The sequence below is a fragment of the Flavobacterium sp. FG139 genome, from assembly GCF_057809695.1.
The window spans coordinates 270,258-284,419 of sequence record NZ_JBMDKL010000001.1; the positions used below are offsets into that span (position 1 = coordinate 270,258).

A 14,162-nucleotide genomic window follows, 5' to 3' on the forward strand; every position below is an offset into this window, starting at 1 on the left:
CTAAATTTAGAAATAATAATTTTTTAAAAAGTAATTTTACGAAAATTTAATGCATGACAACCTTAATTACTAACATACAAGAATTATTGCAAATTAGAGATTCCTCAATACGAAAGGTTTCAGGAGCTGAAATGGCAGTACTACCTTCTATAAAAAATGCCTTTTTACTGATTGAAAATGATTTGATTTCCGATTTTGGTACGATGGAAAATTGCCCTAAAAGTAGTGTTGATGCAACAATTGATGCTACAGGAAAAGTAGTACTTCCTACTTGGTGTGATAGTCATACTCATATAGTTTACGCTGGCAATCGTGTGCAAGAGTTTGTAGATCGTATTAACGGATTGAGTTATGAAGAAATCGCCAATCGCGGTGGTGGAATACTAAATTCGGCAAAAAAATTAAACGAAACTTCCGAAGAAGCACTGTACCAACAATCTAAACTTCGACTCGAGGAAGTGATGCAACAAGGAACTGGTGCTGTCGAAATTAAATCGGGATATGGATTGACAGTAGAAGGCGAACTCAAAATGCTTCGCGTAATTAAAAAACTTTCTAAAAATTATGATTTACCAATTAAAGCTACTTTTCTTGGTGCTCATGCCTTCCCTATCGAATTTAAAGAAAATCATTCGGGTTATATCGATTTAATTATCAACGAAATGCTTCCTAAAATTGCAGCTGAAAATCTTGCAGATTACATCGATGCTTTTTGTGAAACGGGTTATTTTTCAGTAGAAGAAACCGAACGCATTATGGAAGCTGGAAAAAAGTATGGGTTAATTCCTAAAATTCATGTCAATCAATTCAATGCTATAAACGGTATTAAGGCTTGTGTAAAACATAATGCTTTATCTGTTGATCATTTGGAAGTAGTTACTGATGAAGATATTGAAGCTTTGAAGAATACCGATACTATGCCTGTTGCACTTCCGTCGTGTTCCTATTTTATCAGTATTCCCTATACGCCTGCGAGAAAAATGATGAATGCTGGTTTGCCACTGGCTTTGGCAACCGATTTCAATCCAGGCACTACTCCATCAGGCAATATGAATTTTGTAGTGGCAACCGCTTGTATCAAAATGAAAATGACACCTGAAGAAGCTATAAATGCGGCTACTATTAATGCTGCATACGCTATGGGAATTTCAGAAAGTCATGGTAGTATTACTGTAGGTAAAAAAGCGAATCTAATTATTACTAAGAAAATTAGTTCTTTTTATCAATTGCCTTATGCTTTTGGTACCAACCTTATTGAGCAGGTTATTATTGCTGGTAAAACGATATAAAAAAAGGCACGAAATTCGTGCCTTTTCTATTCTTTATGAATTTGATTATTTCAAGGTAAAACTTGATTTAGAAACCAATTCCGATTTGTCAAATACATTTACGAAATACGTACCTTTTTCAAAGTTTTTACCCGGTAAATCTTGCGATACTTGAACGGTTTTATTTTCATATTTAACAGTAGTAGTAAAACTGTATGTTAGCGATTGACTTCCAAAGTTCATGGTAGCTTTATCTCCTAATACATTGCTCTTGCTGTCAATAACTTGTACATAATAGGTTTTATCACCCGATTTTGCAATACTATTTTCGGCAATTGTAAAACTAATTTTTAAAATATCAACTCTACTCGCTTTATCAGTTTCAATTTGTTTTCCAGAACTTCTCAATTTGTAAGCACCTGTTTTTAAATTTAACACCGATAATTTAGAACCTTTTTCAACTGTTTTAGACAATTCTTCATTTTGTCCAACCAACACTTGATTGTAATTTTTAGAATCAGCTAAAACCACTTTAGTACTATCTAAATTAGTTGTAAGCGTTTTATTTTCTTTTTTCAACACATCCACTTCTTGCATTAATGAGTTCATTTTAGTTTGAAGTGCTAAGAATTGTTGTTTGTATTTTGCCATTGAAGCGGCATCACCTTTTGATTTTTCTAATTGAGCCATCAAACCAACCACTTTTTCTCTTTCAGCAATTAATTCGTCAGACATTGAAGTGTTTTCTGCTATTGCTGCATCATAAGTAGCTTTAAGTTCTTGTAAATCTTTTAAAACATTTTCTTTTTCTGTTTTAGTGGAAGCTACTTCCGTTTGAAGTGTTTTAGTATCTGTCGTCAACTTAAAAATATAAAACAAACTCCCTAACAACAGTAGAGAAAGTACCATGATTATGGCTTTTAACGATGAATTGCTTTTTTGATTTTCCATTTGGGTCGAATTATTTATTTTAACAAATTTAATAAATTTTATTTGTATAACGTTAATTTATATAATTATATTATTTTTGAAGGCAAAGATTTACTCCATGGAAAAACTGATTCGCTTTACAAGTACCGATTTATCTAAGATTACCAACCACAGAAGTGGCGAAGTAAAGTTTGGAGAAAAAATGGTAACCATTCCCAAAGAACAAGAGGTTGTAGCATTTTTAACGAATTGTGAGCAAAAATTTGTTCTCTTCGGCATTCCTGAAGATATTGGTATTAGAGCTAATTACGGTCGTCCTGGAGCCGATTCGGCTTGGGATAGCGCTATAAAAAGTATTGCGAACATACAACATAATCGCTTTTGTAAAGGATCGCAACTAGTAGTTTTAGGACATTTAGATGTCGCCGAAGAAATGGAGTTGGTTAAAAATCTCGACTTTAATGTCACTGCTGATCGCAAAAAACTGAGCGAATTAGTAGTAAAAATTGATAAAGAAGTTTCTCATATTATTGCTAGCATTGTCAAAGCTGGAAAAATTCCAATTGTAATTGGTGGCGGTCACAACAATGCGTATGGGAATATTAAAGGAACCGCATTAGCCAAAGGAAAACCCATAAACGCGATTAATTTTGATGCCCATTCCGATTTTAGAATTTTGGAAGGTCGTCACAGCGGTAACGGATTTTCGTATGCTTTTGAAGAAGGTTTTCTTAAAAAATACTTCATTTTTGGATTACACCACAGTTATACGTCAAAAAGCGTTTTAGACAAACTCAAAACCTTGAAAGAGCGTGTTTTATACAATACGTATGACAGTATGAAAATCAAACGCACCAAAGATTTCAACATCGAAATGCAGTTTGCGTTAGACTTTATAAAAAATGATTACTACGGAATTGAAATCGACTTAGATTCAATACCTAATATTCCGTGTAGTGCTATGACTTTAAGCGGTTTCTCGGTCGAAGAATTACGTCAATTCATCTACTTCTTCGGAAAACATCAAAACGCCTCCTACATTCACATTTGCGAAGGCGCACCAAGTTTAGATCATGATAAAAACACCCATTTGGTTGGAAAATTAATTGGCTACTTGGTCACCGATTTCATCAAAGCAAAAACCGAAATTAGCATTGGTTAATCATTAGAAGCGAATGGTTTGGAATTTCTTGTAACCCTCATTCCTGCTATCCGCGTTACCTTACTTCGTTGGTAACTTGCTCCTATCAGGGCTAGTTAGTTTGTGTCTTTTGTAAAGGTCATAGATAATAGGAAATACATCTTTAACAATTTTATAACCGCTCTATTTAAGGCGTAAATCTTGGCTTTAATAAATATAACCTATCTTTGCAACCAAAACTTCAGAACACCAATTGTTTTAGAAGATAGTATATTATGACATTCAACGATTTAAATTTATTAAAAAACATACAACAGGCGCTAACCGAAGAAGGATATGAATCGCCTACTCCTATCCAACAGCAAGCCATTCCAATTATATTAGAAGGAACCGATTTAGTGGGTTGTGCGCAAACCGGTACCGGAAAAACGGCTGCTTTTGCGATTCCTATTATCAATTCATTACATCGAATTGTGGGTTCTTCTGCCAAAAGAAAATTGATTAGAACCTTAGTGGTTACTCCAACACGTGAACTAGCCATCCAAATTGATGAGAGTTTCAATACGTATGGTAAATACACCAACATTCGCTCGATGGTAATTTTTGGTGGCGTGAGTCAGGTGCCACAAGTGGATCAACTTAAAAAAGGCATCGATGTTCTTATTGCTACACCAGGTCGTTTATTAGACTTACACAAGCAAGGATTTATCGACTTAGACCATTTGCATTTCTTAGTGCTTGATGAAGCCGACCAAATGCTAGACATGGGTTTTATTAACGACGTCAAAAAAATTGTAAAATTAACGCCCGACAACCGACAAACGCTTTTATTTTCGGCAACTATGCCCATGGCAATTCGTGAATTGGCCGATACCTTTTTAACCAAACCTAAATATGTTTCGGTAGATCCAGTTTCGTCAACAGCTGAAAAAGTAAATCAGAAGGTTTATTTTGTTGGTAAAGAAGACAAACGAAAATTGTTATACCACATCATTAGAAATGATAAAATCGAAAACGTTTTGGTCTTCACTAGAACCAAGCATGGCGCCGATAATGTGGTAAAAGCCCTAAAGAAAAATGGAGTGACCGCCGAAGCCATTCACGGAGATAAATCGCAAAATGCAAGACAACGCGTTTTAGATGCTTTTAAAAATAAAGAAATTTCTGTTTTGGTCGCTACCGATATTGCAGCTCGAGGTATTGACATTGAAAGTTTACCCTATGTAATCAACTTTGATATTCCTAATATTTCGGAAACGTATGTGCACCGCATTGGAAGAACGGGCCGTGCTGGAAATTCAGGATTAGCAATTTCGTTTTGTGCTAAAGATGAACAACCGTATTGGAAAGATATTGAGAAGTTAATTCGAATGAATATAAAAGTCGTTTCGGATCATCCTTATCCGTATACTGATGAAGTTCCTAATCCGGATGCAAAACCTGATTTGAGGAATAAGAAAAAAGAAAATACTTCAAATTCTAGGAAGTCGGATGCTTCTAAAAAAAATAAAAAACGTTGGTATTAATCAACGTTTTTTTTATTGATAAGATTGTTTATCACTTGAAATAGTTTGGCTTGTTCGAATGGTTTAATAATAATATCATTCATGCCACAAGACAGCGCTTGTTCGGTAATTTCTTGTTTGTCAAAGGCTGTCAAAGCAATCACAGGAATCGTTATTCCTTTCTTCCTAATGAGTTTTGTAGTCTCAAATCCATTAATGATTGGCATGTTGATATCCATTAAAATTACGTCAAAGTTTTCCGAATCTAAAAGGTTAATTGCTGCATAACCATCTTCCATAATGGTACATTTGAAATTGTTAGTTTCTAATATTTTCTTGGTAACAATTTGATTGATTTTATTGTCTTCTACTACTAATATTTTATAGAAATGATTTGATGATAAATCGACTACTATATTATTGATAATTTCATTTTTTTTAGATTCATCGGCTTCAAAACCAATGGTAAAGGAAAATGTAGTTCCAACACCTTCTTGGCTTTTCAAATGAATTTCACTACCAAAAAGTTCCGTCAGTTTTTGAACAATTGACAACCCCAAACCAGTGCCTTGGTAGTCACCTTCTTTACGTTCAATTTGGACGAATTTTTCAAAAATCTTTTCTTGATCTTCTTTTGCGATTCCTACACCATTATCTTCAACTTTAAAGTGAATGTAATGCCGAGAACCTTCAATTTTTTCTTGTACAGCACTGACTTTAACTTCGCCGTCTTTTGTAAATTTCAAGGCATTACTTACTAAATTCATAAAAACTTGAGAAAGTCGAAGTTTGTCACCTATCAAAAACTCAGGAATGTTTGGATCAATTTCACAAATGAGTTTGTTGTTGTTTTTCACAGCAATAAATTCCAATGAATCTACTATAGTTTTGATTTCATCGGTAATGTTAAAAATCATGTTTTCAAGCGTAATTTTATTTTCTTCGATTTTGTTAATCTGAAGTAAATCATTTACCAATGATAATAAATAACGCGCTGAAAACTTTAAAGAATTTAAGTGCGGACTGTTGGAAAGTTCTTTATGCTCGTCGATGATGATATTGGTAATTCCTACTACTCCATATAAAGGCGTTCGCAATTCATGACTTATTGTGGACACGAACTGGGTTTTCAATTGAGAAGCTTCTTCGGCCTTTTCTTTAGCTATTTTTAACTCTTCGTTGGCTTGTTGTAATTCTTTATTGGATTGTTGTAATTCTTTATTGGATTGTTCTCTAAAATTGTTATTTTTATATAATGAATATAGTAATAGCAACAAAATGAATAGGATGATTACAAAAAGTAATACAATCAATTTTGATTCTTTTAAATCTTTAGATTGTTCGTGTTTTTCACCTTCAATTTTATTGATTTGTCTTTGATATTCATCAATTTCAATTTCGTTTCCTGCCAATTTTACTTTTTTGGTTCGCTCTTCATTGTAAACTTTTTCTTTTAAATCTTTATGAAGATTTAAGTAATATAAGGCTTTTTCGTAGTTTTTATTTTTTTTATAATAATTCGAAAAGTCGTTATAAACCTCACATAAATTAGAATCTAAAAGTTGCGCTTTATTTTGTTTCCCTAAATTAATTGCTTCATTAAAAAACAATTCCGCCTTTTGATTTTGATTGTAAAAGCTGTAATACGATCCGTACATGGTACACAAACTCATTTTAGCTTCCAACTCTTCACTTTTTAGAACATAATCTTTTACACTCTCTAAAAATGGAATTCCGTTTTTATAATCTTGTATAGCAAAATACGCTGAACAGATATTCAGCTTAGTGTACATTATTTCAACAGAATCTTTGATTTTTTCTGCAAAAAAAAGGCCTCTTTTATAATAAACAATACTTTGCTTAAAATTGTTTTTTCTATACGAATAATAGTTTCCAAAATTGTTATTCACCCAATCTTTAATAGAATCATTATTGGCTTTGTTGGCATGAAATAAAGCTTTTTTGTAATATAAAACTCCTTTCTCTGGATTGTAAAACTCTTCAAAATTTAAACCAATGATGTTGTATGCTTTCGCCATTAAAGCATCGTTTTTAATGATATAGGCATTGTTTAAGGCTAATTTGGAGAGTTTTAAAGATTTGTCAACATCTAAATCGGCAAAAGCAATTCCAGCTTCAGTAAGCATTTTCTCAATTTGTTTCTTTGCAGGCACCTGAGAATACACTAACTGGACAAAGGTTAGAATAAAGAAAAGGACTGTATTTTTATTAAATTTCAAAATTCACTAAATAGTTGATACTGTATGATTATTTAAAACTTCAAAAAAAATCCCAAACTTAATTGGGATATTTAAACAAATGTAATTAATTTCTAATTAACTTTTTATATTTAAGACGTTTCGGTGTTAAATCGCCTCCCAGTCGTTTTTTCTTGCCTTCTTCATATTCAGAGAAACTTCCTTCAAAGAAGTATACTTGAGAATCGCCTTCAAAAGCCAAAATGTGGGTACAAATTCTATCTAAAAACCATCTGTCGTGCGAAATTACTACAGCACAACCCGCAAAGTTTTCCAATCCTTCTTCTAAAGCTCTAAGAGTATTAATGTCCAAATCATTGGTTGGCTCATCTAATAACAATACATTTCCTTCTTCTTTCAAAGTCATGGCTAAATGCAAACGATTACGTTCACCACCCGATAAAGTCGCTACTTTTTTGTTTTGTTCGCTTCCACCAAAGTTGAAACGCGATAAATAGGCTCTTGAATTAACTTGTCGACCACCCATCATAATCAATTCTTGACCATCACAAAAGTTTTCCCAAATGGATTTATTAGGATCGATATTAGAGTGTGCTTGATCTACATAAGCAATTTTGACTGTCTCACCCACACTAAATACTCCACTATCTGTTTCTTGTTCACCCATAATCATTCTGAAAATAGTGGATTTACCAGCACCATTCGGACCGATAATTCCAACAATTCCAGCTTGTGGCAATGTAAAATTCAAATCATCATACAATAATTTATCTCCAAATGCTTTGGCAACATTTTTAGCTTCAATAACATTAGTTCCTAAACGAGGGCCGTTTGGAATGTAGATTTCTAATTTTTCATCCAATTCTTTTTGGTCTTCATTCAACAACTTATCATAGTTTTGAAGACGTGCTTTTTGTTTTGTCTGACGACCTTTGGCACCTTGTCGTACCCAGTCTAACTCACGCTCTAAGGTCTTTCTTCGTTTGGAAGCTGTTTTTTCTTCTTGCTCCATACGTTTCGATTTTTGATCTAACCAAGAAGAATAATTTCCTTTCCACGGAATACCTTCTCCTCGATCCAATTCTAAAATCCAACCCGCAACATTATCTAAAAAATATCTATCGTGCGTTACTGCAATGACAGTTCCAGCATATTGTGCTAAATGTTGTTCTAACCAAAGTACACTTTCTGCATCCAAGTGGTTGGTAGGTTCGTCAAGTAATAATACATCAGGTTGTTGCAATAACAAACGGCATAAAGCGACACGACGACGTTCTCCACCCGATAAGTTTTTAATTGGCGTATCGGCTTCTGGAGTGCGCAATGCATCCATAGCAATTTCTAATTTAGTATCCAATTCCCAGGCGCCCGAAGCATCAATTTTATCTTGCAAATCGGCTTGACGATCCATTAGTTTTTGCATCTTATCAGCATCTTCATAGACTTCTGGCAAGCCAAACATATCGTTAATTTTGTTGAATTCTTCAAGAATTGCAACGGTTTCCGCCACACCTTCTTTAACAATTTCAATAACGGTTTTATCATCATCCAATTGAGGCTCTTGCTCTAAATAACCAACCGTATATCCGGGTTGAAAAACCACATCACCTTGGTAATTTTTATCAACTCCAGCTATAATTTTTAATAACGATGATTTTCCAGAACCGTTTAGTCCTAGAATACCTATTTTGGCTCCATAAAAGAAACTCAAATAAATGTTTTTCAACACTTGTTTATCACTTCCTTGGTAGGATTTACTCAATTTTTGCATTGAGAATATTACTTTCTTATCGTCTGACATTGTATTTTATTTTTATTGAAAAATTAAACTCTTCCTTTTAACGCGCTGAAAACCCATGCATTGGCTAAAAAACCTACGCCAACAGCACTAAACCCCCAACCTGCTACATCGGCATAACGGTATACTCCCAATCCAATAAGGAGTAAACCCATAATGATCATTATCAATGTAGCCCAACCTAAAACGGTATTTTTATTCATTCCCATAATTACTATTTTAAATTCAAGGACGACAAATATCGTGAATATTGATGAATTTTTAAACTAATTTTTAATTTTGGTAAAGAGTAATGCAGTAACAAATAGAGTTGAGCCTATGAGGTTAATAATTACATCTTTACAATCTTCTTTTTTAAGCAAGAAAACTTCGGAATGCTGAAAATAATTCTGAAAATATTCATTACACAATCCGATACCATTAAAAATAATAAAAATTGCCAACAAATACCAGAATTTAGTTTTGAAATGAACATTCAAAATAGAAAGGTAAATGGTCAAAATCAAACATATAATTCCCGAGAAGAAAAGGTGTTCGAGACTGTTCAAATGATAATGAGTTGTTTCAGAAAATTCAAAAAGATTGGCTCTCACTAAAATAATAAAACTCAAAAAAGCAAGAAATAACCAGTTGTAGGTTTGGTAAAATACCATTTGAAGGTAGTTTTTATGCTGATTCAAATATTCAAATGACAAGTAAAACACTACTACGTAAATCAGGAGAATGTGAACTTTAATTACAAGTATGAGTCCGAATAAAATCAGAAAAAGAAATCTTTGAAAAGCCTTATTAGTATTGACTTTCATGAATCAACTGAAAATTTTAACCAGCATTTCTTTCAACAAATCGTGATTAGAAAGTGAATTGGCACCAACGCCTTTACTTTTTACATCAATATCCCGAAGTGCAGCCACGATAGCACTGACTTTTTTCATCGGATAATTGCGTAAGGCAACATCGTAATCTTTTAGAAAAAAGGGACTTATGCCTAATGCTGGAGCTACCGTTTTTGGGTTTTTATCTTTTAATCCGTGGTATTTTAAGATTTTTACAAAGAAATTAAATACCAAACTTGTGGTAACAACCATCGGATTGTCTTTGGGATTATCGGCAAAATATTGTGCAATTTGGAAGGCTTTTAATTGATTTTTGGAACCTAAGGCATTTTGCAATTCAAATACATTAAAGTCTTTGCTAAAGCCAATATTTTCCTCAATATCTTTTGGATTTATAGTATGCCCTTTAGGAAGTATAATTTGTAATTTATCCAATTCGTTACTAATTCGACTTAAGTCGTTTCCTAAAAATTCAACCAGCATGGCATTGGCCTTAGGTTCTATTCCGTAACCTCTGCCTTGCAACACACGTTGAATCCAAGTTCCTACTTGATTATCGTACATTTTTTTACTTTCAAAAAGAACACCGTGTTTGTCTATTAATTTGACTAACTTTTTTCTTTTATCAAGTGTTTTATATTTGTAAGCAATCACTAAAACGGTTGTAGGTTGCGGATTTTCAGCATAACTTTCCAATTTGTCAATGGTTCGAGACAATTCTTGTGCTTCTCGAACAACAACAACCTGTCGATCGGCCATCATCGGATAGCGTTTGGCATTAGAAACCACATCTTCAATAGTGGTATCGCGTCCGTAAATCACCATTTGATTGAATCCTTTTTCATCTTCAGAAAGCACATTTTTTTCAATATATTCGGTTAATTTATCAATATAATAAGGTTCTTCACCCATTAAAAAGTAAATAGGTTTGATGTTTCCTGCTTTAATATCGTTGATGATTTTTATGACTTCATCCATTTTGTTTATGCTCTTTTAAGTATTATCTAAAAGTCTTACTTTTGCTTCATGCAAAAACTCCAATTTCCTACCTATTCGTTTCGGTTCAAAAATAGTGAAAATAAAGTAGCTATCTTCGATGAAATTCGGAAAAAATTCATCATTCTAACACCAGAAGAATGGGTACGCCAGCATGTTGTTCAGTACTTGTTACAAGATAAAAAGTATCCTAAATCGTATGTAAATGTTGAAAAATTAATTAAAGTTAACGATTTAAGTAAACGATATGATATTATTGTATATCAACCTAATGGAGAAATTTATTTACTCATTGAATGCAAAGCACCTGAGATACCTATCACTCAGCATACTTTCGATCAAATTGCACGTTACAACTTAGTTTTAAAGGCAAAATACTTAATGGTAACCAACGGTCTAAATCATTACTTTTGCCAAATGGATTTTGAAAACGAAAAATATGTTTTCTTAAAAGAGCTTCCTCATTTTATATAATTCAATTGATGTCAGATAAAAAAATAGCAGTCGTAATTTTAAATTGGAATGGAGCTTCGTTATTAGAACAATTCTTGCCGTCAGTTATTGAATTTTCTAATGAAGCTGCAATTTATGTTGCAGATAATGCTTCTACGGATCATTCGATTCAAGTGGTTACGGAACAATTTCCATCGGTTAAAATCATTCACAATGAAGGTAATTTCGGATTTGCTAATGGGTATAACAACGCTTTACAGCATGTTGAAGAAGAGTATTATGCTTTAGTCAATTCGGATATAGAAGTGACCGAAAATTGGCTCACTCCTATTCTTTCCATTTTTGAAAATGAATCCAAAATTGGTATTATACAACCCAAAATTCTAGATTATAAAAACAAAGACTACTTTGAATATGCTGGAGCTGCCGGTGGATATATAGATCAATATGGTTTTCCTTTTTGTCGTGGACGAATTTTTGAAACGATAGAAAAAGATGTACACCAATATGATGATGAAATTGAAATTTTTTGGGCAACTGGCGCTTGCTTTTTTATTAGAAAAGAAGTCTATCGAACGCTAAAAGGTTTTGATGGCGATTTCTTTGCACATCAAGAAGAAATTGATTTGTGTTGGAGGGCTTTTAATTTGGGATACAAAATAAAATATACGCACAAATCGGTAGTATACCATGTAGGTGGCGCCACTTTAAACAAGTCAAATCCTAAGAAAACGTATTTGAATTTTAGGAATTCTTTATCGATGTTATTGAAAAATCTGCCTAAAAACAAGTTAATTACAATACTATTTATGCGACTTTGTTTGGATGGTTTGGCAGGAATTAAATTTATTTCGGAAGGAAATTTTAACCATTGCTTAGCCATTATTAAAGCGCATTTTGCTTTTTACGGTTTGATTTCCAAAAACTTAAAGAAAAGAGCTTCCATTCAGAATCCAAATTACTACCAAACTAAAAGCATCATCTACCGTTATTTTATCAAAGGTGGCAAGGTGTTTGAGTAAAAATGTTAACAATACTTTATAGTATTTATACGTTTAAACAAGTAAGAAATTGTAATTTTGTAAAAATTAAAAAAATCAGAAACTTATGAGAAAAGTAATTTTTATGTTTTCGTTGGCAGCACTAACATTAACATCGTGTGGTGCCAAAAAGAAAATTGCCGATTTAGAGCAGAAAAATAAAGAATGTCAGGATTTATTAAATTCGACTACTGTAAAGTTAAATATGTGTTTAACGGAAAAAGATGCTCTTAGCAAACAAATCGACTATCTTAAACAAAACAATTCTGATTTGATTAACAGTTCTAAAGAATTGACTGTTTTGACTACTAAAGGCGCTCAAAATCTAGAAAAATCACTAGAAAGTTTAAGAGAAAAAGATTTAAAAATTACCCGTTTACAAGATGCTTTAACGAAAAAAGACAGTGTTACATTGGCTTTAGTTACCAGTTTGAAAAGTTCGGTAGGCATTAGTGATCCAGACATTGAAGTGAATGTAGACAAAGGTGTGGTATTTATTTCAATTTCGGACAAGTTACTATTCAAAAGCGGAAGTTATGTGGTAAGCGACAAAGCAAAAGAAGTATTGGCTAAAGTTGCTAAAGTAATTAACGACAAACCTACTTTTGAGTGTATGGTGGAAGGTCACACGGATAATGTTCCATTTACTGGAAACGCTATTTTGATTGATAACTGGGATTTGAGTGTGAAACGTTCTACAGCGATTATTCGTGTGTTAACTAAAGATTTAGGCGTAAAACCATCCCAATTAATTGCGGCAGGAAGAAGCGAATACATTCCGTTAGTAGATAATAAAACTGCTGAAAACAGAGCAATTAACAGAAGAACTCGTATTGTGGTGTTGCCGAAAATCGACGAATTCTATGATATGATTGAAAAAGAAATGAAAAATCAAAAGAAGTAATTTTTGATTTCAAAATACAAAACGTCTCAAGCAATTGGGGCGTTTTTTTATTCTATTCCGTAGTTCATTGGTAGCATCTCACCCACTTTTTGCTGCGCAATATATCCCGAAAAAATGATGTTTTCGATGTTAGAATTGTTGCCAAATTTATCGACATAAAAAGTATCTGTTTCAAAAATAATTTTAGATTGTTGGCTCTTTTTGAATAATAAATTAAACTCAGCAACAAAATTTTTAGGGGCTAAATCTTTGGGCTGTTTTCTAACGGTTACTTTTTTAGATTCTCCTAAGTCCGTTGTGGTAAAATAATCATTCGGATTGTCTTGATAACTTCCTTTAAAGAAAAGAAAATTGTCTTTGTTCCAAATGTTATTAACCAAATTTCTAAAAAAATGCAACTGCGAACCTTCATAACACTTCTTGCGTTGCTTTATAATTTTTTCATTCGAATTGACTTCTTCAAATCTCGTCAAACCCGAATAATAACTTCTAAAAACGTCTGCCGATTTTATGCTGGTAGTTTGAAAATCGACTTCAAAATGCACTAATTCATACGTGATTTTATAGCCTAAAGAAACATTATTAATGAGTAATGGCTTGTCCGAATAAGCTTTAAAGGTATTGAGTTCTTCATTATATTCAAAATACAAGTCATCCTCATTTTCGATTACGGCTTTTTTGGCAATAGCGGTCATGCCTAAAAACTGTTCTCTAAAAAGCTGCAGTTTTTGTTTTCTAGTAAATCGATCTTTCTTAATAACAACCTCTTTCAATGTATTTGAAGCTTCTTTCAAAACAATAATAATGTCTTTATCAGATTCAAAAGACTTAATAAATTGAGTTTGATACCCTATAAAACTAACAGCCAAAACACTGTTTAATTTAGAACCATAAAAGAGTGTAAAATTTCCATTTTCATCCGCTATAGTAGCGATTGTAGTACCATCAAAATAGATGTTTGCACCAGGTAATGGTAGATTATCAACATCTACTACTCTACCTTTTATTGTTTGAGAAAAGATATGGGATGCGCTTAAAAGTAAAATAAGTAAATAATTTTTTTTCATGCAGG

13 protein-coding genes are annotated in these 14,162 nt (G+C 32.9%); 6 read left to right on the forward strand and 7 right to left on the reverse strand.

Annotation, left to right across the window (positions count from 1 at the left end; all coding sequences use genetic code 11):
* Window positions 1–53: 53 nt before the first annotated feature.
* Window positions 54–1,289: an imidazolonepropionase gene (gene hutI / locus ACODSI_RS01255; protein ID WP_488915022.1), complete on the forward strand. Its 1,236-nt coding sequence runs from the start codon at window positions 54–56 to the stop codon at window positions 1,287–1,289.
* A 45-nt stretch (window positions 1,290–1,334) separates the two neighbouring features.
* Here hutI and ACODSI_RS01260 read toward each other — a convergent pair whose 3' ends face one another.
* On the reverse strand, window positions 1,335–2,219 hold the full coding sequence (locus ACODSI_RS01260) for a hypothetical protein (protein ID WP_488915023.1): 885 nt from the start codon (window positions 2,217–2,219) through the stop codon (window positions 1,335–1,337).
* A 97-nt stretch (window positions 2,220–2,316) separates the two neighbouring features.
* Between ACODSI_RS01260 and ACODSI_RS01265 the strand changes: the two genes are divergently transcribed.
* On the forward strand, window positions 2,317–3,360 hold the full coding sequence (locus ACODSI_RS01265; protein WP_488915024.1) for a formimidoylglutamase: 1,044 nt from the start codon (window positions 2,317–2,319) through the stop codon (window positions 3,358–3,360).
* Between the two features lie 254 nt (window positions 3,361–3,614).
* Entirely contained in the window at window positions 3,615–4,865 is a 1,251-nt protein-coding gene (locus ACODSI_RS01270) for a DEAD/DEAH box helicase (RefSeq protein ID WP_488915025.1), read from the forward strand.
* On the opposite strand, the gene ACODSI_RS01275 is transcribed toward ACODSI_RS01270, so the two are convergent.
* The 5 genes from ACODSI_RS01275 to holA form a co-directional block, all read right to left on the reverse strand.
* Window positions 4,862–6,991, reverse strand: coding sequence for an ATP-binding protein (locus ACODSI_RS01275; RefSeq protein WP_488915026.1), 2,130 nt, complete (start codon window positions 6,989–6,991; stop codon window positions 4,862–4,864). The genes ACODSI_RS01270 and ACODSI_RS01275 overlap by 4 nt on opposite strands.
* A 178-nt stretch (window positions 6,992–7,169) precedes the next feature.
* Window positions 7,170–8,864, reverse strand: a complete 1,695-nt coding sequence (gene ettA, locus ACODSI_RS01280; protein ID WP_488915027.1) for an energy-dependent translational throttle protein EttA — start codon at window positions 8,862–8,864, stop codon at window positions 7,170–7,172.
* A 23-nt stretch (window positions 8,865–8,887) separates the two neighbouring features.
* Window positions 8,888–9,070, reverse strand: coding sequence for a CAL67264 family membrane protein (locus tag ACODSI_RS01285; protein WP_488915028.1), 183 nt, complete (start codon window positions 9,068–9,070; stop codon window positions 8,888–8,890).
* A 57-nt stretch (window positions 9,071–9,127) separates the two neighbouring features.
* On the reverse strand, window positions 9,128–9,667 hold the full coding sequence (locus ACODSI_RS01290; RefSeq protein ID WP_488915029.1) for a hypothetical protein: 540 nt from the start codon (window positions 9,665–9,667) through the stop codon (window positions 9,128–9,130).
* A 3-nt stretch (window positions 9,668–9,670) separates the two neighbouring features.
* Window positions 9,671–10,675, reverse strand: coding sequence for a DNA polymerase III subunit delta (holA, locus tag ACODSI_RS01295; protein WP_488915030.1), 1,005 nt, complete (start codon window positions 10,673–10,675; stop codon window positions 9,671–9,673).
* Between the two features lie 48 nt (window positions 10,676–10,723).
* On the opposite strand from holA, the gene ACODSI_RS01300 reads away from it, so the two are divergent.
* From ACODSI_RS01300 to ACODSI_RS01310, 3 genes are all read left to right on the forward strand, one after another.
* Window positions 10,724–11,167, forward strand: a complete 444-nt coding sequence (locus ACODSI_RS01300) for a type I restriction enzyme HsdR N-terminal domain-containing protein (RefSeq protein WP_488915031.1) — start codon at window positions 10,724–10,726, stop codon at window positions 11,165–11,167.
* 8 nt (window positions 11,168–11,175) lie between these two features.
* Complete coding sequence (locus ACODSI_RS01305) at window positions 11,176–12,168, forward strand: glycosyltransferase family 2 protein (RefSeq protein ID WP_488915032.1); 993 nt, start codon at window positions 11,176–11,178, stop codon at window positions 12,166–12,168.
* Between the two features lie 85 nt (window positions 12,169–12,253).
* Entirely contained in the window at window positions 12,254–13,090 is an 837-nt protein-coding gene (locus tag ACODSI_RS01310; protein WP_488915033.1) for an OmpA/MotB family protein, read from the forward strand.
* 47 nt (window positions 13,091–13,137) lie between these two features.
* Here ACODSI_RS01310 and ACODSI_RS01315 read toward each other — a convergent pair whose 3' ends face one another.
* Window positions 13,138–14,157 carry a carboxypeptidase-like regulatory domain-containing protein gene (locus ACODSI_RS01315; protein WP_488915034.1) on the reverse strand — a complete coding sequence of 340 codons (1,020 nt, stop codon included), beginning with the start codon at window positions 14,155–14,157 and terminating at the stop codon, window positions 13,138–13,140.
* Window positions 14,158–14,162: the final 5 nt, after the last annotated feature.

Bases quoted from the DNA above. Each gene is read 5' to 3' on its own strand.
- hutI (WP_488915022.1), top strand. From the start codon at position 54: ATGACAACCTTAATTACTAACATACAAGAATTATTGCAAATTAGAGAT.
- ACODSI_RS01260 (WP_488915023.1), bottom strand. From the start codon at position 2,219: ATGGAAAATCAAAAAAGCAATTCATCGTTAAAAGCCATAATCATGGTA.
- ACODSI_RS01265 (WP_488915024.1), top strand. From the start codon at position 2,317: ATGGAAAAACTGATTCGCTTTACAAGTACCGATTTATCTAAGATTACC.
- ACODSI_RS01270 (WP_488915025.1), top strand. From the start codon at position 3,615: ATGACATTCAACGATTTAAATTTATTAAAAAACATACAACAGGCGCTA.
- ACODSI_RS01275 (WP_488915026.1), bottom strand. From the start codon at position 6,991: ATGCTTACTGAAGCTGGAATTGCTTTTGCCGATTTAGATGTTGACAAA.
- ettA (WP_488915027.1), bottom strand. From the start codon at position 8,864: ATGTCAGACGATAAGAAAGTAATATTCTCAATGCAAAAATTGAGTAAA.
- ACODSI_RS01285 (WP_488915028.1), bottom strand. From the start codon at position 9,070: ATGGGAATGAATAAAAATACCGTTTTAGGTTGGGCTACATTGATAATG.
- ACODSI_RS01290 (WP_488915029.1), bottom strand. From the start codon at position 9,667: ATGAAAGTCAATACTAATAAGGCTTTTCAAAGATTTCTTTTTCTGATT.
- holA (WP_488915030.1), bottom strand. From the start codon at position 10,675: ATGGATGAAGTCATAAAAATCATCAACGATATTAAAGCAGGAAACATC.
- ACODSI_RS01300 (WP_488915031.1), top strand. From the start codon at position 10,724: ATGCAAAAACTCCAATTTCCTACCTATTCGTTTCGGTTCAAAAATAGT.
- ACODSI_RS01305 (WP_488915032.1), top strand. From the start codon at position 11,176: ATGTCAGATAAAAAAATAGCAGTCGTAATTTTAAATTGGAATGGAGCT.
- ACODSI_RS01310 (WP_488915033.1), top strand. From the start codon at position 12,254: ATGAGAAAAGTAATTTTTATGTTTTCGTTGGCAGCACTAACATTAACA.
- ACODSI_RS01315 (WP_488915034.1), bottom strand. From the start codon at position 14,157: ATGAAAAAAAATTATTTACTTATTTTACTTTTAAGCGCATCCCATATC.